The 20,761-nt window shown below is 30.1% G+C and carries 11 protein-coding genes and 1 tRNA gene; 8 read left to right on the forward strand and 4 right to left on the reverse strand.

What is annotated here, in order from left to right; all coding sequences use genetic code 11:
* Positions 1 to 160 precede the first annotated feature (160 nt).
* Positions 161 to 3,523 (reverse strand): exodeoxyribonuclease V subunit gamma, encoded by a 3,363-nt coding sequence (recC, locus tag HACICURV3402_RS02260; protein ID WP_157992713.1) that lies wholly within the window; start codon positions 3,521 to 3,523, stop codon positions 161 to 163.
* Positions 3,524 to 3,720: 197 nt separating this feature from the next.
* Here recC and HACICURV3402_RS02265 point away from each other — a divergent pair.
* Together HACICURV3402_RS02265 and HACICURV3402_RS02270 are read left to right on the forward strand one after the other, a co-directional pair.
* A tRNA-Gly gene (locus HACICURV3402_RS02265) sits at positions 3,721 to 3,796 on the forward strand.
* Between the two features lie 1,061 nt (positions 3,797 to 4,857).
* Positions 4,858 to 5,016, forward strand: a complete 159-nt coding sequence (locus HACICURV3402_RS02270) for a DNA gyrase inhibitor YacG (RefSeq protein WP_157992714.1) — start codon at positions 4,858 to 4,860, stop codon at positions 5,014 to 5,016.
* Between the two features lie 1,344 nt (positions 5,017 to 6,360).
* Here HACICURV3402_RS02270 and rpsT read toward each other — a convergent pair.
* Positions 6,361 to 6,645 (reverse strand): 30S ribosomal protein S20, encoded by a 285-nt coding sequence (gene rpsT / locus HACICURV3402_RS02275; RefSeq protein ID WP_157992715.1) that lies wholly within the window; start codon positions 6,643 to 6,645, stop codon positions 6,361 to 6,363.
* 1,025 nt (positions 6,646 to 7,670) lie between these two features.
* On the opposite strand from rpsT, the gene ileS reads away from it, so the two are divergent.
* From ileS to ispH, 3 genes are all read left to right on the forward strand, one after another.
* The gene (gene ileS, locus HACICURV3402_RS02280) at positions 7,671 to 10,487 is read left to right on the forward strand and encodes an isoleucine--tRNA ligase (protein ID WP_157992716.1); all 2,817 of its coding nucleotides are present in this window, start codon (positions 7,671 to 7,673) and stop codon (positions 10,485 to 10,487) included.
* Positions 10,484 to 10,963: a signal peptidase II gene (gene lspA / locus HACICURV3402_RS02285; RefSeq protein WP_232037517.1), complete on the forward strand. Its 480-nt coding sequence runs from the start codon at positions 10,484 to 10,486 to the stop codon at positions 10,961 to 10,963. The genes ileS and lspA overlap by 4 nt, the downstream gene beginning before the upstream one ends.
* 962 nt (positions 10,964 to 11,925) lie before the next feature.
* Positions 11,926 to 12,879 (forward strand): 4-hydroxy-3-methylbut-2-enyl diphosphate reductase, encoded by a 954-nt coding sequence (gene ispH, locus HACICURV3402_RS02290; protein ID WP_157992717.1) that lies wholly within the window; start codon positions 11,926 to 11,928, stop codon positions 12,877 to 12,879.
* A gap of 444 nt (positions 12,880 to 13,323) precedes the next feature.
* Here ispH and corA read toward each other — a convergent pair whose 3' ends face one another.
* Positions 13,324 to 14,283 (reverse strand): magnesium/cobalt transporter CorA, encoded by a 960-nt coding sequence (corA, locus tag HACICURV3402_RS02295; protein ID WP_157992718.1) that lies wholly within the window; start codon positions 14,281 to 14,283, stop codon positions 13,324 to 13,326.
* Positions 14,284 to 15,539: 1,256 nt separating this feature from the next.
* Between corA and ompA the strand changes: the two genes are divergently transcribed.
* Positions 15,540 to 16,601, forward strand: coding sequence for a porin OmpA (gene ompA / locus HACICURV3402_RS02300; RefSeq protein ID WP_157992719.1), 1,062 nt, complete (start codon positions 15,540 to 15,542; stop codon positions 16,599 to 16,601).
* A 964-nt stretch (positions 16,602 to 17,565) separates the two neighbouring features.
* A complete protein-coding gene (gene tig, locus HACICURV3402_RS02305) occupies positions 17,566 to 18,885 on the forward strand; it encodes a trigger factor (protein ID WP_157992720.1) in 1,320 nt (439 codons plus the stop codon).
* Positions 18,886 to 19,010: 125 nt separating this feature from the next.
* Here tig and nadK read toward each other — a convergent pair whose 3' ends face one another.
* Positions 19,011 to 19,892 (reverse strand): NAD(+) kinase, encoded by an 882-nt coding sequence (nadK, locus tag HACICURV3402_RS02310; RefSeq protein ID WP_157992721.1) that lies wholly within the window; start codon positions 19,890 to 19,892, stop codon positions 19,011 to 19,013.
* Positions 19,893 to 20,012: 120 nt separating this feature from the next.
* Between nadK and grpE the strand changes: the two genes are divergently transcribed.
* A complete protein-coding gene (gene grpE / locus HACICURV3402_RS02315) occupies positions 20,013 to 20,600 on the forward strand; it encodes a nucleotide exchange factor GrpE (protein ID WP_157992722.1) in 588 nt (195 codons plus the stop codon).
* Positions 20,601 to 20,761: the final 161 nt, after the last annotated feature.

Below are 20,761 nucleotides of genomic sequence, written 5' to 3' on the forward strand. Positions count from 1 at the left end.
TTTTAATTATCACATCTTATCTAACATCGATCTATATATGATTAACATCTCTTGTTTTAACTTCTAAGAAAATATTCATTTTCTTAAATTCTAAAATACTTAAAATAAATGATAGGTAAGATATTATTGATTATTGTAATGAACTAAAAACCTCCCTTTGTTATACTTGATTATATCGCAATACAGATATGTACCAGAGTTCTGCTTGCTCTGTCATTAACTGAATACGATCTTTATTTAAACAAGGTAGTAATCTCTGCAAATAAACATCACTTTTTTCTCCAGCTATCTGTTTATTTCCTTCCCAACACTGCAATAACTTTCTATATGCTTTTTTTTGAGACACCTCGTTATGATTAACCATACCCGTGTTCTGATCAAAACATGCTTGTAACCATTGTCCTCCAGAACAGGTAAGCAATAGGGGGCTACGCATACCTAGTCGATAACCATTAATATAATCTAATAAATACTTGTACGCATTATCTACAGATAATGGAAGAAAATGCCATAGACTGTTATTGCATCCAAGCATCAGACTAAAACCAGTGCCTCCAGTAGCACAATACACCAGATGCTCTAACCATAACCTTAAACCTTGCGATAAGCGAAGCATACTAGGAGACCAGCGTAATAACCCATTAACTTGAATATCAGTTAAAGAACCAGTCAGAACAAACCCATCAACTATCAGAGATATGTTTCTGCTTTCTAATTTTGTGCGATAAGACTGGATTTTTGTAGCTATCTCGCTCATTTTAGCTTCCTGTTCCCTCCAAAAAATATCGCCCCATGAACCATAAGGCAATAGACCGGATGCCCGCACTTGTTTATAAAGATAATCAGTTTTTTTATCATTAATAAGATGATCTAATAACTGACTATTTACCTGATAACAACTCAACCTATCGAGTATAAATAATTCCGTATCTGGCAATACACATTCTTCTATCTGAAAATAAACACCAAGACGAGATTGAAAAAATGATCGAACAGGATGAGTCCAAAAATTTAAAAAATGATGTAAACTAATATTTATTTTATTTTCTCTTAGTAAGCTCTGTATAAAAGATGAATTTTTAACATCTGAACCACTAAAAGAAGATAAACACTCAGAATCAATACTATAAAATTTCGATTGAGAAGTAAAATTCTCTTCAGGAAATAACATACGATTATGCAAATATTGAAGATGTTGTACTACAGCCTTAGAGCTACTATCAGGATCTTTATCTCGATCTTCAGGCAAGCAAAAGCTTTGACTAATATAGTCTATTAACTTACTAACTAAAATGGATGGATAACATACGGTATCATCCTCTATAGATCGAAAAATATAACTAATGTATAATTTTTCCTGAACGGAACATACAATCTCAAGAAATAAATAAGGATCATCTCTAGAAGAATGAAAATGCTCTCGTTGTATATTTTGTTGCATTAAATCAAAACTACATGGAGATATAAGACGCGGGTAGACACCATCATTCATGCCTAAAAGGCATACTACTTTGATAGGCATGGATCCCATAGAAGTTAAGCTACAAAAATTAATTGCCGCACCTATAGAGTAATCACTTCTTATTTGAGAGCTCCACTCTAATTCCAACTCTTCTCTTAGACGTGATAAAGGAACGTCTTGTTGATACAAAGAATCAATGCCATAATTAACAACTTTATTCCACTTTTGTTCAATTAGTTCTAACTCAGTTGCATTATCACTATCTCTAAGAAAGAAATCGTCCATTATCTGACGACAAAAAAGTAACCAACTAGATAACCCTAATGGCTGACTAAGCCACTTTTTCCAACGTGTTAATTTCATTAAAAATTCAGCAAAATTACCTATTACTTCAGCCATTAACCCACGACACTCATCAAAAGGAAGAACTCCTTCCCATAGACCCTCTTCGCTATCCATTGCGTGGCCAAGAAACATGCGAGTTAAACCATAACGCCAAGTATGCTGACTAACAACAGGAAGGTTAGTCTCATAAAAAACATCATCATCTAATCCCCATCTTACTCCCGATTTTACTACCCACTTACGGAGCATAGATAAACCTTCAGGGTTTATAGAAAAACGACTAGCAATTATAGGAACCTCCAAAAAAGAGAAAACCTCTTCAGAAGTAAAACGACTATCTAGCAAAATAAGTAATTTTATAAAAGCTTGAAAAACTAAATTAGGCTGAGTAATAACTCTAGGATCAGAAATGGTAAATGGAATGGAGCCATATAAAGATACATCACCAAAAACAGATTCAATAAATGGTGCGTAAACATTCATATCAGACACCATTACAATAATATCACGAACACTGAGCGCTGAATCCTTCTCCATCATATTGAGTAACTGATCTCGTAAAACTTCCACTTCACGCTTTGCGCTATGACATAGATGAATTTCTATTGATCTATCATCTATACTTAATATACGTTTTGTATGACTATGACTGAACTGACTTCTATTAACACCAATAACGGAATGATCCTCTCCTTCTAATACATCTCTCTTAAGAATATTTATCAAACTAGTAGTTGCAATATCCACAAAAGAAGATACTTGATATGATTCAGTTTTTTCTAATAAAACAAAATATTGTCTCCCCCATTGACCCCACGAGGCTAACAGAGGATTTATTTCTTCTTTTTTCCTAACATCAGAAAATGATAAATTAATATCATCATAACCATGCAATTTCTCTATCGGTTTTGTGTTTTTACAACGCAATGGAAAAGGGTTTTTAAGTTTCTTAAAAAATTGATATTCCTGAATATCACCCCAATAGTACCGACAAGGGTTAACACACATGAGATAAATATCAGTGTGCTTACCCAAAGCCTCTAAATACTCAGCTGGTAAAGCTGAAAAACCAAAAATAAAAATACGGCTAGGAAGATTGGGAATCTTTGATAATTCCCGCTGCAATGTAGAGATGAAATATTGATATAAACTTGCCCTATGCCAAATTGACTCTCCTAATTTATTAGTATATTTTACTAATTCCATCCATAATTTAGATTGCCATTCCTGATGGACGCCTAACCCGTTCTCTATTATTGCTCCATTTTCCCATGCATTTAACCACTCAGGCTTATGAATAGAATACTGTTCAAATAATTGAGCAATACGCTCTGTTAATTGAAATAACTTACGATATTCTTGATCATCGCTTAGGTACTGACGGATCATACTAAAAGATTTATCTAGCAAAATTGTAGGGAAAAGAGCCCTTAACTTCCAACGTATATTAAATTGATTAAATGCACTGTCTCGAGTAAAAAAAGGAAATACGCGCGCAAACATATCCCATATAAAAGCAGAAGGTAAAAAAAAATCAATATTAGCAGCTATACCAAGCTCTTCAGATAGTTGTATTTTTAGCCACTCTCTCATCTGCAAGCTTTGTACCAAAAATACTTCAGGGCATAATGGGTTTACAAGAGGTTTATTTTCCATTTTACTGCAAACTAAATTTTTCAGCATCTCTAAATCATTAGAGTGATAAATAGTCAGCATGCTAACCAGTCCTTAAATATAGCAAGAGAATTAGAAATGAATATAATAATAAATATTTTAATTATTATCGCAATATGTTACGATAGCTATCTAAATAAATTAATGGTCTTAGTCCATAAAAGAAAAGTTGCGTGGGAAAATAATATTGTTATAATTCGTAGTTAATAATAAAATACAATTCATCCTATATAGTTTCTGCGGGAATAGCTCAGTTGGTAGAGCACGACCTTGCCAAGGTCGGGGTCGCGAGTTCGAGTCTCGTTTCCCGCTCCAAGTGATCAATTTTGTATCATACAATTATACCATAATTCTCAATCTTATTCCCACTCTCAATAGAAAAAGAAAATTGAAAATAGTCTTAATGATTGAATATGATTCATATCATTTATTTTTAGTCTAAAGAAATGAAAAAATAATTGATTTTTATTTTTTAAATAAAATCCCATTTGATTAACATATCAATATAATTACATTTTTTCTAAAATAAAAAAATACATCACGATCTATATTAATTAAACAGGCTAATGATGATAAAAATATAGTCAACTCATGGTAACCTAAAAAATTCCGTACTTGATTGTATTATCCAGATACACGACTGTTTTATTTCAAAAAAAATCACTTGTGAAAACTAACATAATTAAATACTTACTCATAAAATCATAATAAACTCACAGAAAGAATTAAACTATCCTCAAATATACAATTCATATAAATTCTATGTATATATAAAAATTAGTAATATAAATTAGTAATATAAAGTAATGTAAATTAGTAAGATTTAGTAATATATAGTATATAGATACCTATAATATGCTCATTACATAATTCTATCATGTATGAGAAACCATAAAATCTATAAAATACTTATACATCAAACTAATAATGACAATATACTCTTAAATATTATAGTTATCATTATACATAATAATAAATAGCTCTAAAACGTATAGATTAAAAATCTTTATTTATCATAATCCGATATATTAGAAAAAAATATAGAAAAACTCTCTTTAATATTTTGATATTAATTATTATAACAACCTAATTCTATTGAAAAAATAATATCTCAAAATACCACACGTCGCTCTTGACACAGACTCTCTATCTTTTTTTAGTAATGCATGTTTGATCATTCAAATACAAAAATAAATACCTATCAACCAATCAAATATATACACTCCTTATAGATATTCAAAGGTACATTTAATATAAAAGATCCAAATTATTTATAACTTAACTCATTAAACTAGGGACACAATTTAAATAATCATCTGCATTAATAGATAAAAAATAAATAAAACCATTACGAAACTAATAATAAAGAAAAAATAATGAACCATCCTAATACAGTAAAATGTCCAACTTGTGAAAAAAAAGTGATTTGGGATCAACTTAATCACTGGAAGCCTTTTTGCAGTCAACGCTGCGAAAAAATAGATCTTCATGGATGGATAACAGAACAACAATATATTAAAAATATAGATTCTTAATACCCTTAGATAAATAACTCTTTTTTACATATATAAAATAAATAAAAAATATAAATCTTTAATTTAATTTTACTTATTTGATATGTATAAAATATTTATTTTATTAAAACTTAAGATCACTAATGATCTTAAAGTTTCTTTATCTGAGAAAACTGAGTTACATATAAACTATAAATTCATATATCTTTTTTAGTTAAAATAAAATTTTGTTAAATATATGTAATTTATTAGACCAATAACTAAATGTGATACAGTTCAAAACTATATTTAAAAGAAATATAATATCTTCATCTAATCCCAATAGAAAAAGTCACTGAATTTAATTAAGTCAAGAACATTCATGATCCTGATATAACCCAACAAAAGGTATTATACTCAAAATACACCAGAAACTAAAATCTGACTAAGCGAAAATTATTCTAACTTGAAGAAAAAAGAACGATCAAGACAATAATAAAAACTATATAAAGTATCAATCTTAATAATTTTATGTCCTTTTAGTTCTAAAAATAGCTTATGCATCAAAATGTATAAAATAAATAACACTCAGTAGTTAGTAAACCTACTAATTGTTACCTTCCCACAATGATCTCGTCAACCCAAATTGTACCTAAATAAAAAATAGATTAAACGCCATAACAAATCAAAAAAATCCTTTTTAATTTAAATACTATTATTTAATAGTTAAATTACATTAACTATCTCTCTTTTATTACCAGTAAAGAATTAAACTCTAATTATTACATACGTTACTTCATTCAATTTACTGACTCGTCTCTCCTTTTGGAACATTTTTCTGTGAGAAAAAAATCACGTTCTCATACCTTTTCTATAATATATTATAGAATATCATATAACAATTAAACAAATCTATATTAATATAAATCTGAAAACTTTTCAAACTTCAATCTATGTAATAATAAATACAAAATATCTTAATTCTATAGAGACTTATAGACTCCACGGTAAAATCTTTTATCTCTTATCGATATTCAGTTAATCAATAAATAAACCACAAAAATTGTTAAAAAAGATGTATAATTAAATTAACCTTGAATGTTACGCAGATTTTCAAAAATTAATACTTATCAATGAAAATTTATTACTTATCTCATCATCTTGATTAACAATAAATTATATAGTTTACGTTTAAAGAGATAAAAATTATAGATTATCTCTTCTATTATCGTATTCTACTATAGACATATCAATAAAAATACGTGATTTATACAGTTATAAATAATTCGTAATCATGAAACTCAATGTTTTTTAACATTAACAAACATCCTGATTAACCTTTTATAAAAAAACAGAAAAATATAAAAATATAAACTTTTAAAAAAATTATTTATGCATAGATAAATTCATGGGCATTTTTTTAATTTTTGCCATCAAATTAGATTTATGTCGCGCAGCTTTGTTTTTGTGAATCAATCCTTTAGAGGCATAACGATCCACCAATGGCTGCATAATAGAAAATGCATTCTGAGCAGATTTTTTGTCCCCACTGGAAATAGCTACGTATACTTTTTTAATAAAAGTCCGAATCATGGATCGACAACTAATATTATTTTTTCGGCGCTTTTCAGAAGTTAGAATGCGTTTTTGAGCTGATTTAATATTTGCCAAAGCGTTACTCCTAATAATTTTATTAAGAATGTATAAATACAACAATTATGGTCTTATGGTCTTTTTCAAAAATATCAAGAGATTTTCAAAATTATTCATAAACAGTCATTATAAGACCATTAATACCATTATATATTATCCCTATATAATAATCTTTAATTGTTTAATCGCAACTAATACTCTAAACTATGTTGAATCATATACAGGTGATCATAATCATCCAAAAATAACTTAGACCTTTTCTTTTAAATACGATCGCTAATACTATATCTTATTAACCTGCTATCTATTTCAATAACACTAACACTGAAATAATGTAACACTATAACACATAGACAAATATAATATTTACATAACTATAAATATTTTAATTTATCAAACTTCAATATAAACTTAAGTTATTTTACTTCTACCATATCAATATAAAAAAATCTACGATTATCATTATAGATACATTTAACCTCTAAAATACATTATTTTTAATATTACATCCATAAAAAATCAATCCATATAGATACAATCTATTAATTGCACAGAAAAAAATATGAACAATATTTAATATATAGTTATAATTTTATTAACAAAAAACCTATTAAGAAATATTATAGACTGTAATAACCATTACACTGATCCAAATATCTATTTTATAACGCCAATCAAGACTATAAAAAATTAATAAAAAAACAAACTAAATCGTATCGCAAAAAATTAAAATAAAGTATATGTTATTAAAAAATATAAAAAAAATATAATTTTGCATGCTATAAAACTAACTGAGTACGTATTGTGAATCACCAATGAAAAGGCATTCATAAACTCTTGATGTCAGCGCTTTTATTAACAGGATAACATGTTCTTTCTAAGTTAAAACAATAATAACTCAAATATATCATATATTATGTAACTTACACTAAGCATCCACTATAATTACATTCTCAACAAATACAACAAATTTCTATACATATACTGAGAGAGTGTATATTAATATAAACCCGTAAAATATAAAAACGGAATACAAGGATCTAATGATTAACTATAAATTAACTCTTAATTTACCAAAAACAGATTTTCCTATGAAAGGAAATTTAGCAAAAAAAGAACCATTGATATTACAACGTTGGTATAATGATAAATTATACAACATGATTCGAAATTCTAAGGAAGGAAAAAAAATATTTTTTTTACATGATGGCCCTCCTTATGCAAATGGTAATATCCATATTGGCCATGCAGTAAATAAAATTTTAAAAGACATTATTATCAAATATAAAAACCTTGCAGGTTATAATTCTCCTTATATCCCGGGATGGGATTGTCACGGCCTACCAATTGAACAACAAGTAGAAAAGAATCTTTCTAAATCTAGAAAACCCATAAGTAAATCTGACTTCCGAGCTGCATGTCGACAATATGCCTCTCAACAAATAGAAAAACAGAAAACTGACTTTATTCGTCTTGGTGTGTTAGCAGACTGGGATAATCCTTATACAACGATGGACTTTCAGACTGAAGCCAACATTATTCGATCTCTTGGGAAAATGATTCAAAAAGGTCATCTATATAAGGGTGCTAAACCAGTACAATGGTGCTTAGATTGTCGCTCTGCAATAGCGGAAGCAGAAGTAGAATATCTCAATAAAATTTCTCCTTCTATTCAAGTTCTATTTGACGCTGTTGACACACAACAAGTACAACGTAAATTTAGTAATTTCAATACTATCAGTCCAATTTCAATAGTAATTTGGACCACTACCCCATGGACCATACCAGCTAATCGCGCTATATCACTACATCCAAAATTTACTTATCAATTAGTAAGTACTGGCGAAAGAACTCTTATAATTGCTTCAGAAAGAGTGCATAATTGTATGAGCAACATTGGTGTAGTCAAGTGGAAAGTTTTAGGTCAAACCTCTGGATCAGAGTTGGAAGGGTTAAAATTTTATCACCCTTTTCTTCCTCAAATTTCTCCTATCATCCTAGGTGAACATGTAACACTAGACGGTGGAACGGGTCTTGTACACACAGCACCTGCTCATGGTTTAGATGACTACATTGTCAGTCAAAAATATGAGATTAAAGTTTCTAATTCCGTAGGGCCAGATGGATGCTATATTCCATCAGTTCACCCAGAGCTAGACGGTAAAAACGTATTTAAATCCAACCAGATCATTATTGCACTTCTACGCGAAAAAAACGCACTTCTATACCTAGATACAATAGATCATAGCTATCCTCATTGTTGGCGTCATAAGACACCTATCATCTTTCGCTGTACCCCACAATGGTTTCTTAGCATGGATAAGAAAGGACTCAGGGCGCAATCCTTAAATCAAGCGCATAACGTAAGGTGGATACCAGAATGGGGACAGGAACGCATTATATCTATGATCACTAATCGTCCTGACTGGTGTATCTCGCGCCAACGAATATGGGGTGTTCCTCTAACATTATTTGTGCATAAAGAAACTAATAAATTACACCCTAAATCATTAGAAATTATCGAAAAAGTCGCTAAATTAGTAGAAATACATGGCGTGCAAGCATGGTGGGATCTGAAACTGTCTGACTACATTACATTAGATGCAGAAAACTACCTAAAAGTCTCTGATACTCTAGATGTTTGGTTCGATTCGGGATCAACCAGTTATTCAGTATTTAAATCACGAAATGAATTTAAAGACTATTTACCAGATCTCTACTTAGAAGGCTCTGATCAATATCGCGGTTGGTTTATGTCATCTTTAATAATTTCTACAGCTATTGCAGGTAAAGCTCCATATCGAGAAGTTTTGACTCATGGTTTTACTGTAGATGAAAAAGGCTATAAGATGTCAAAATCTCGAGGCAATACAATTAGACCACAAGAAATTGTCAATAAACTGAGCGCCGATGTACTACGTTTATGGACAGCATCAACAAATTATTCTGGAGAAATAGCTATTTCAAATCAGATACTAAAAAGCGCATCTGAAAGCTATCGCCGTATCCGTAATACCGCGCGTTTTTTATTATCCAATTTAATCGATTTTAATCCTGAGACTGATAAGATAAAAGAAAACAATATGGTTATGATAGACCGATGGGCCGTAGGTCGCGCACTAACAGTTCAAAATGAAATAATTGCCTCCTACGAAACATATCAATTTCATACAGTAGTACAACGATTAGTACAATTTTGCTCTATTGAGATGGGATCATGCTATCTCGATATTATTAAAGATCGTCAATATACCGCAAAAACTAAAAGCACTGCACGTCAAAGTTGTCAAACAGCATTATGGTATATTGCCGAATCATTAGTGCGTTGGATGGCACCTATTCTATCTTTTACTGCAGATGAGATGTGGGGATATTTACCTGGTAAACGAACAAAATATGTATTTACAGAAGAATGGTTTACAGACTTATTTAGTTTAAATGATCAGGAGCCTATGAATAATGAATACTGGGATACAATATTCAAAGTTCGCGGTGAAGTAAATAAAGCCATAGAACAAACTCGTTTTGAGCAAAAAATTGGATCTGCACTAGAAACCAAGATTGTATTATATACAAATGAACCATTGACAAACATATTAACTTGTTTACGTGAAGAACTTCGTTTTATTTTCCTTTCATCAAGCAGTGAGGTATTACCTCTGGATGACGCGCCTTGCGACGCATATAAAAGCGATGTTATTAAAAAATTGAAGATAGTTGTACACAAAGTCACTGACAAAAAATGTCTACGATGCTGGCATCGCACTCATGATGTTGGCCTCAATCCAAAATATTCTGACCTTTGCGAGCGTTGTATTACAAATATTAAGGGAGATGGTGAAAAGAGACAATTTGTATGATGCCATCAAATTTGATCTACAGAAAAGCAAAATGGTTATATTTAATTGTAACAATAAGTAGCATCGATATAGCCAGTAAAAAATGGATCATGCAGAATTTAATATTATATGAATTAAAACCAATAATACCTTATGTTAATTTTTTTTATACTCATAATTACGGTGTAGCATTTAGTTTGCTTTCACATATAACAAATTACTACCGCTGGTCTTTAGTTAGCATTACGATGCCTATCATCATGATTCTCTTCATCAAACTGTATAGAACGAATATTAATTACAAAATACATCAAATGGCCTATTCTTTACTTATAGGTGGAGCATTAGGAAATCTTTATGATCGAGTGTGTTATGGATATGTTGTAGACTTTATTGACTTTTATATTAGTAATTGGCATTTTGCTACATTTAATATTGCAGATACTTCGGTATGTATTGGTTCTATTTTTTTATGCTTAAGGAATAAAGAAGTTTAAATTATAAACAATATAAAAAAGTTTATTAAAATATATATATTTATAGTTCTATAAATAAATCTAATCGATTGCTTAACAAGGACACAATCCAATAACTTATATTCATCAAAATCTCTTTTTAAAAATTCTACTAGAATATCTAGCTATAACGCATCCATAATTAAAAACCAAACTAATCTTACCTTAATAATATCTACTAATAAAAAGCAATAACATGAAAATACCTTGTTTTTCTGAATATAAATATCACACTATATCCCAAATATCGTGAAATTTTAAAAAAATATGAAGTAATTATGCAATTAATATCCAATTGACTACAATATCTAAATGCCTTAAATACGAACTCTTCCGCACTTCCTTCTATCTTGACTTATTTGCTTAATAGTGAAGCTAATGATATTTTTATCTAATAAGATACAAAAAGCTTTAATTGTATTAAAAAGTAAATGATTATAAAAATAAGAATTATTGGTCATTTAGCTGTTTTCTATAATTATTACAATCACTAATTATCATGAAAGACAAAAAGAGTTCTATGATTGATTATTTATACATGCGATATATACCATTTTATTTGAAACTAAACTATAACACCACTAAATACTAATCAAAAATAGATAATTATGATATAATTCATTAATACTAATAATATTAGCATTCTATACTAAACGAAACTACAGAATAATATTTTCAATATATTATAAAAAGAATGCAATTAATCTAATTTTACTCACTCAAATAAGTAAATTAATATTATTAAAATATAAAAAATAAATTTAAAAACATATTATTCACACTTAGATACAAAACACTATAAATATTTTTTCTTAAAAATGGATCTGATACCTTTTAACATAGTTATATAGAAAAGATAAGATCTACTAACTATCTAGTTATAAAAAAACTATTTCCTTTTACTAAATTAGTATACATTCAACCTATTATCTTAAAAATGATTCATGAAAATATTATTAGCTAAACCACGTGGTTTCTGTGCTGGTGTAAAACGTGCAATTAATATTGTAGAGCGTGTATTAGAAATATATGGAGCACCAGTCTTTGTTTATCATGAAATAGTGCATAATCACTATGTAGTTAATAATCTTAAAGATCGTGGGGTAGTTTTTGTTGAAAACATAAATCAAGTTCCAGAAAAATCCATTCTTATCTTCTCTGCTCATGGTGTATCTGAAAAAATACGTCAACAAGCTAAAGAACGAGATTTAAAAAAACTTTTTGATGCAACTTGCCCCTTAGTTACAAAAGTTCATTTAGAAGTAATCCGTGCTAGCTGCTCAGGAACCGAAACTATTCTAATTGGCCACTCTGGTCATCCAGAAGTCGAAGGAACTATGGGTCAATATAAAAACCCAAGAGGTGAGATATATCTCATTGAAAAAAAAGAAGACGTGTTTTCACTAAAAGTGAAAAACGAAAGTAAATTGTTTTTTATAACACAAACCACCCTATCGATGCATGATAGCCTACATATTATTAATACGCTTCGCTCTCGTTTTCCTGCAATAAGCAGCTCTCCTAACAGTAATATTTGTTATGCTACAAGTAATCGTCAGAAAGCAGTTAGAATATTAGCATATCAAAGCGATCTTGTTCTGGTAGTTGGATCGAAAAATTCCTCTAATTCTAATCGATTAGTCGAAGAAGCTCAATCCATAGGAACGAACTCATATCTCATTGCCTCTGAAGAAGATATTGATGAAAAATGGATAAAAAATATTCACCACATTGGAGTAACGGCTGGAGCATCTGCACCAGATATTCTAGTGCAACAAGTTATTCAGAAACTGTCCAAACTCGGAGGATCAGATCCTACAGAACTAAGAGGATGTGAAGAAAACGTGATATTTAAAATTCCAAAAGAACTCCGTATTTTTACGCACGAACATGAGTAGTTACAAAATAAATTATGAATTTATAAAATATCATCTATCCCTAAAAAAGAGATCATTTTTGCAAATAAAAAAATTAAATAAATACCTTTAGAAATTAATTCCAATAACTTGGGTTCATTGAATTTATCCACAAAAAAACCTCTCCAGTTATTGAAAATAACTAATCTATATAATACTGTTATTTTAAATTCAGGTTAATTGACTAACGATTCGTTCCCTATATATCATATAAAATCTCATCGCAGCTCCAATGCAACTAATTTTTAAAAAAATAGATATTCTATAAATTTACATCAACATCATTCTATGATCCATATATACTTATTTATCGTACTTGACTATAATTAGCTTATAGTTAACTACCTTTTATGCATGAGATCATTTCCCATAATTATCTACCCCAATACTTAAACCGTCTATATATCAAAAATATAGGTTACAATTCTACAACCAATTTTTTCGTTTAAAATAAGCATATGGCGCGAGTCCTGCAAGGATCATGACTATGATGGCTAAGGGATACCCTAGAAACCATTTCAGCTCCGGCATAAACATGAAATTCATCCCATAACTAGAGGCCACTAGAGTAGGAGGCAAAAAAATTACTGATACAACTGAGAAAATTTTAATAATACGACTTTGCTCAATGTTTATAAATCCCATAGCTGCTTGCATTAAAAAATTTACCTTCTGAAATAATGACTCTGTATGTGGTAAAAGAGATTCAATATCACGTATAATCTCACGCGCTTGCTCTAGCTGATTACTAGGTAGGCGAGCTTTTCTTACTAAAAAATTCAAAGCTCTTTGGGTATCCATAAGACAAAGACGCACCTTCCAACCAACATCCTCCTGACCCGCGAGCGCAGACAAAGCTTCATCAAATTCATCACATTGCTTCCCACCCATAATTATTCTGCTAAACTTTTCTAAGTTACTCGATATATTTTCAATCTCATCAGCTAATTGTTCAATTTTAGTTTCAAATAAATCTAGTAATAATTCATAAGCATTACCATCAATTAAAGTTTGATTACGCGCTCGCATACGATATAGGCGAAATGCTGGTAATTCACGTTCACGTAAAGTATAAAGACGACCTTCTCGAATTGTAAATGCTACTGTTGAATTACCGGCGTGATCATCCATATCTGCATAAAAGAAAAATGAATGTACATGTAACCCATCCTTATCCTCAAAAAAACGTGCTGATGCTTCAATATCTTCTAATTCAGGTCTAGTGGCTAAAACTTGGCCCAACACGCTTTGTACACGTGCCCGTTGCATCTCTTCTGGTTCAATTAGATCGACCCAAATTGATTCACTTAAATTGTCGTTAGAACCAGGATCCTCCAATTCCAATCGGCTTAGACGATTATTTTTTAGTCTAAATGCATTCAGCATATCCACATCTCATGATTAACGTAATAACATTCAATATAGTCTTACTAGATTTACTTCATGAAGTAAATAAAAAAATTTTATACACATAAATCATACATGACTATAAATAATTAATGATAAAGTCTTACATACCTAATTTTTCAATTATTATTATATTAGGTTCTTATAAAAATACTTTATTTATTAATATGACTACTATCCTCCTTCGCTTACTTCTACATTATATTTTTTATATATACTAATTATGCCTGATCTATTAATTTAACATTATACATTAATGAGCAAACAAAAAAAAAGATAAAGTATTTGTGTATAAATGTTTAAACACTATGAATTAAGATTGCCTCTGTAAAGGATTACAAAGATTATCTCCTTATCTTACTCTAGTAGTTTATCTATTATATTATTACAACCCATATAGATTAAATATAGAAAGATATGTAGTATTGAAAATATTTCTATCTTGCAATACATATCAAATATGATAGATCATCTCACATTCTACTCTTTCATTCTGAATTAAACATACTCCATCCGAAAATTATCTAATTTAGCCACACTTCAAGTGACATTCTCCAAAAAATAATCTTATATATTAGCCATCTTCATACATCTCAATATTTTATTATCAATATGTTAATAAAAATTATAGATATATAAAAAATATATTAGACTATATCGGTCTAAAATATAAAGCTATATGCAAGTAGAAATAATCATATAATTATAGTTAAAAAAATCCGATATAGAAATAATTTATAAGCTGGATTATTATTAGGATGATTTTGTCACAAATATTATCTTAAATCTTCATTTACAATGATACCTGACTTGCTACATTTAACAATTCTCAAGTCTTATAAATTTTAATGGGAGATGATTCAGAAGATTATCGACAAAGTACTGTTATCTAATACCGAGAGTATATCTGTATAGATTTACCTGATTATTTCAAGTTTCTTTCGATAAAATTAATCATATTATCTGTTAATATATTTACATCTCTATACAAAATCTATAAATAGTAAAAGATTAAACATAATATCCTCATAAATACTGTATTTTTTATTCAACTATAGAATAACGCACTTGTAAGTTTTCTAGTACGTTGTACACTTTAGTTATCAACTAGGACACAATTTAAACATTATATATATTTATGGAGGACTATAAAACAGCTGAATAATCTAGTAAATAATTTAACCAAAGACACAACTTAAAGTTCATGTTTGATATGCATAATAACGAGAAAAAAAATGAACAAAACAGCTATCGCAATTACAGCGGCGCTCGCTAGTTTTACTACAGCAGCGCAATCCAATACTCAAGATGACACTTGGTATATTGGTGGACAATTTGGCTGGTCTCAGTACCATGACACAAAATATTATGGTAATCATTACCTTAATAATGACGGTCCCACCCACAAAAACCAATTGAGCTCTAACGCATTCTTTGGTTATCAAGCTAATCAATATCTTGGATTTGACTTGGGCTACAACTGGTTAGGGCGAATGCCTTATAAAGGAACCAAGACGCACGGTGCTTTTAAAGCACAAGGAGTGCAACTAGCAACTAAATTAAGCTACCCTCTGACCCAGGATTTTAATATATACACCCGATTAGGAAGTATGGTTTGGCATTCTCAGAGCAAACAAAAACAATTAGACAAAGAACAAAAAAGAACAAATTATACTGGTATATCACCAGTAGCAACACTAGGAATAGAATACACTCTAACTCCACATTGGACCACACATCTCGATTATCAATGGATTAATAATATCGGAGATGCGTCAACGGTAGGTACTCGTCCTGATAACAGCCAGATAAATATTGGTCTCTCCTATCATTTTGGTCAAGATATATCATCGTTAATGCACATTTTCACTTCACCTCTAACCAAGGAAACTAATCATTATACATTCAAATCTGATGTATTGTTTGATTTTGATCAAACAAATTTAAAAAAAGAAGGAAGGGACACTCTTAATCAAATATGCACTCAACTACAAAGCATGGACCCTCAACACCGCTCTATAAAATTAGTAGGTTATTCAGATTCTATTGGTTCCGAAGAATATAATCAAAAACTATCTGAAAAACGAACTCAATCTGTAGTAGATTACCTTGTGTCTCAAGGTGTTCCTTCTGATCAAATTACTTCACATGGAGAAGGAAAAACAAACCCTATCTCTATGAATACTTGTGAAAATATAGAAAAACGACAAGAGCTGATAGCTTGTTTAGCACCAGATCGTCGCGTAGAAATTGAAGTACAAGGTCTTCAATCCATAGTAGACCGTGACTTGGATTAACCCCTTAATGATCTATAAAACCCCATTATTGGGGTTTTATAGATCATTAAGCATTTGATTCTTATAAATATTTTTGATATTATTTTTTTTTACGTGGCAAAGGTCTTGTCTATTTATACAAAATAAAATATCATTTATCTTGTTTCAAGATAAAAAGAATGATTAATTAAGAAAATTGTGATATTAAAAATAACAATAATTAAGTATTAAATATAATTTATACATAATTTTCCCTCTTTAAAAGAAAAGAATGTAAAATTATTACCGTATATCCATCCTAATCATTCCAACCAATTACTCTAGTATATAAACCTCTAAACTATAAATAATTAATATTATTAGTTAATATTACTTTCTTGAATTTTCATTAATGAACATGCATGTCATCAACAAATCAATCTCATTAATAAAAAAAAATCTTTAAAAGAGCCACCTTTTCTGGCTAAAAAATCAAAGAAAAAATCTTTATTATAAATGAAATAAATCTACTCCAATGAATATTAGTCATCATAATCATTACCTTGTTCTTGGATAAGAAAATCTTCTTATACTGCAATTAATGTAATATCAATCTTTTATATTACATTTCGTTTTCTCTAAACACACAATGTTGACTATATGTTATGTAGAAAGTTAAAATAATGTCTTGGAATATTTTATTATATAACCTACGTTGCATATTATGCCCTTTCTATTACCTATATAGTATATATTACTTTTAATAAAGAATCTGCAATTAGTTTTTCTACATTAAAAGTCACTATAATTCAATTAAAGAATCTTATCTAAACTGATTCAAGCACGCAGAGATATGATACAGTAACATATCTATCATACTAACATATTTTTACAAAATTTGTTTAAAAAGAGTATGGTTACAGCACTCGGGTTATAAAATTAATCTTGTAAAAAATAACAGGATGTATCTAAAGTTAACCAAATAAATTATTTTTGAGGTCATATAATGAAAACATCAGTTGAAACAACCCAGGGTCTAGGTAAACGCATTACAATTACTATTGATAAGACAGTGATTGAAAAAGCAATCCAGAATGAGCTAGATACCATAGCTAAAAAAATAAGAATTGATGGTTTTCGTAAAGGCAAAGCACCAAAATTTTTAATTAAGCAACGTTATAGCACCTCTATTCATCAAAATATTTTGAATGACCTTATGCAATATTACTTTATTGATGTAATTACGCAAAACAAGATTAACCCCATTAGCGCGCCGAAATACATGCCTAAAAAATATCTTTATGGTGAAGATTATACCTTTTCTGCTGAATTTGAGGTTTACCCAGAAATTGAAGTGCAAGGTCTAGAAGGTATGGAGATTAAACAACCCATTACTGAAGTCACTGAAGATGATATTAGCGCAATGCTAGATCTGCTTAGGAAACAAAGAACTACGTGGGAAGAAACTTCTGAACCCACCACTATAGATAATCGCGTCACTCTTGACTTTATCGGCTTTATAGATAATCAACCGTTTGAAGGGAATAAAGCTTCCAATGTTATATTAACAACAGGAAAAGGATACACAGATTCAGAGATCATGATCCTTACTTTACAAGAAAAAATTATTGGTCATAAAGCAGGTGAAAAATTCACAATTAATATTAAATTCCCAGAGGGATACACCACTGAAAACCTAAGAGGCAAGGATGCAGTATTTGAAATAGCACTCAAAAAAGTAGAAAGGCAAAAATTGCCCGACTTAACATCTAATTTCATTAAACATCTTGGCATAAAAGATGGTTCTCTAGAAGAGCTTCGTAGCGAAGTTCGTAAAAACATGCAACGCGAACTTAATATCGCTGTATATAAATACATTAAAAAGCAGGTGATCGATGGACTAATTAAAGCGAATAACATAGAAGTGCCTGCTTCTTTGCTTGAAAACACAATTAATATCCTAAAAAATCAAACAAAAGAGAGTTTTAGTGAAAATAAAAAACGTACACTAACATTACCTCGTGAACTCTTTGAAGAAGAAGCGCGACGCCGTGTACAAATTAACCTCCTTATAAATAATATTATTCAAACCCATAACATAACAATTACTGAAGATCATGTTCACAAATTAATCCAAGATACAGCATTATCTTATGAGGATTCATCAAAAGCCATCGCGCTATACAAAAAAAATAGCACACTTATGAAAAATATTCAGCGCGCTGCTTTAGAACAACAGGCTATTGAAATAGTGCTTGCAAAAGCAAAATTAACTAAAATATTGAGATCATTTCAAGATATGATGAACCCATTTGTATCAGTATAAGTTAATTTTTTCTTATTTAAAAGTAATGAATAGTACTATATGATAACGCAATAAATAACACTTAAAAATTAGCCATTATTTTTTAATATTTTCAAGGATACATATAAAATTACACTTACATAATATTAAAAAAATTTTTTTGACCATCCAAGCTTTGAACTAAGAATATTAAAGTAATTATAATGTTTAGGATGAATTAAATTCAATTCATTATTACTACGATAAATAACAATATGGTCATTTTTTTTAATAGGAAAAACAGTCTGACTATCAAAACTAATTTCAAGATCACCGCATATATCTGAAAAACGCAGACATATACTGCTGTTATTATGAATTACTAAAGAACGTGCTGATAACGTATGTGAGAACATAGGTACTAATGCTATCGCATCTACTGATGGCATTACAATAGGTCCTCCTGCAGACAGCGCATAAGCAGTTGAACCAGTAGGAGTTGAAACAATTAAACCATCAGAGCGCTCTGAAAAAGCAAACATTTCATCAATATATACTTTAAATTCAATCATATGCGCTGTTTTTCTAGAATGTACTACTATTTCATTCATTGCAGTAGCAATACATGGTGGTCCTGATTTATGACATATCTGTGCCTCCAAAAGAAAACGCCTATCAACAAAGAAATGGCCATCTAGAACCTGTTCTAACTGTAACCGAGCGTTTTCCGGATCTAAATCAGTTAAAAATCCAAGATTCCCTCGATTAATACCAATCACCTTGATATCATAACAAGCAAGACTACGAGCAGCGCTCAACATGCTTCCATCACCACCAACTACGACAGCTAAATCAGCTATGCGACCGATATCTGATAAGGTCCCAGTTTGGACACGATAACGGAGATTCAATTGACTTGCAATATGTGTCTCAATAATTACTTGGTAATCTTTTGCCAATAACCAGCGATAAAGCATATTATAAGTACTCAAAATGGCAGGACGACGTGGATGTCCGATAATCCCAATACAACTAAAAAACCGATTCATTATATTAATATTCCTTATAAAACAAACTAGTCTAACCGTGACATGTCCCTTGAAACCACAATGATCACCCCCATAGTAAGAAGACTAGCGAGATGAATGTCTATATACACGGAGAAATTCATGAGTAGTCCAGACCAAAAAAAAATAAATGAAACAGATATAAATCAAATTGAAATAGAGCAGGATAATACACAAGATCAAATTATATCGTCAGAAATCACCAAAGATAATACCGAGAACTTAGCTATTCTAGAGACAAATTTAGTCGAATTAAAAAACACTTTACGTGATACCAAGCTACGAGCTCAAGCTGAAATTGAAAATATTCGCCGCCGTACTAAAATAGATATAGAAAAAGCACATAAATTTGCTCTAGAAAAATTCGCGAATGAATTATTACCTGTTATTGATAACCTCGAGAGAGCGCTAGAGATAGCAGATAAATCTAACCCTGCACTAGTACCCATGATAGAAGGGGTTGATTTAACAATGAAAACATTACTAGATGCAGTCCATAAGTTTGGCATAGAAATAATTAGTCAAACTAATGTTCCATTTAATCCGGAAATTCACCAAGCTATGTCGATGTTAGATTCTGAAGAGGTAGAATCTAACCACGTAATAATGGTTATGCAGCATGGTTATACATTGAATGGTCGCTTACTTCGACCAGCAATGGTTTCTGTTTCCAAAGGCAAGAAAAACTAACCTTTATTCTTTTAAATAATTATTATATTAAATATACGATTCTTATTCTAAGAATCGCTTAATAATCGCTTCGTTGTATACATAAAGAAATACATTATCTAACCAAAGAATGCAATATAATTCCTTGATTAGATAATGTATTCATTATGAGTGATCTAAAT

This window comes from Candidatus Erwinia haradaeae, assembly GCF_900698925.1.
Lineage (GTDB): Bacteria > Pseudomonadota > Gammaproteobacteria > Enterobacterales > Enterobacteriaceae > Erwinia_E > Erwinia_E haradaeae_I.

Bases quoted from the DNA above. Each gene is read 5' to 3' on its own strand.
- recC (WP_157992713.1), bottom strand. From the start codon at position 3,523: ATGCTGACTATTTATCACTCTAATGATTTAGAGATGCTGAAAAATTTA.
- HACICURV3402_RS02270 (WP_157992714.1), top strand. From the start codon at position 4,858: ATGAACCATCCTAATACAGTAAAATGTCCAACTTGTGAAAAAAAAGTG.
- ileS (WP_157992716.1), top strand. From the start codon at position 7,671: ATGATTAACTATAAATTAACTCTTAATTTACCAAAAACAGATTTTCCT.
- lspA (WP_232037517.1), top strand. From the start codon at position 10,484: ATGATGCCATCAAATTTGATCTACAGAAAAGCAAAATGGTTATATTTA.
- ispH (WP_157992717.1), top strand. From the start codon at position 11,926: ATGAAAATATTATTAGCTAAACCACGTGGTTTCTGTGCTGGTGTAAAA.
- corA (WP_157992718.1), bottom strand. From the start codon at position 14,283: ATGCTGAATGCATTTAGACTAAAAAATAATCGTCTAAGCCGATTGGAA.
- ompA (WP_157992719.1), top strand. From the start codon at position 15,540: ATGAACAAAACAGCTATCGCAATTACAGCGGCGCTCGCTAGTTTTACT.
- tig (WP_157992720.1), top strand. From the start codon at position 17,566: ATGAAAACATCAGTTGAAACAACCCAGGGTCTAGGTAAACGCATTACA.
- nadK (WP_157992721.1), bottom strand. From the start codon at position 19,892: ATGAATCGGTTTTTTAGTTGTATTGGGATTATCGGACATCCACGTCGT.
- grpE (WP_157992722.1), top strand. From the start codon at position 20,013: ATGAGTAGTCCAGACCAAAAAAAAATAAATGAAACAGATATAAATCAA.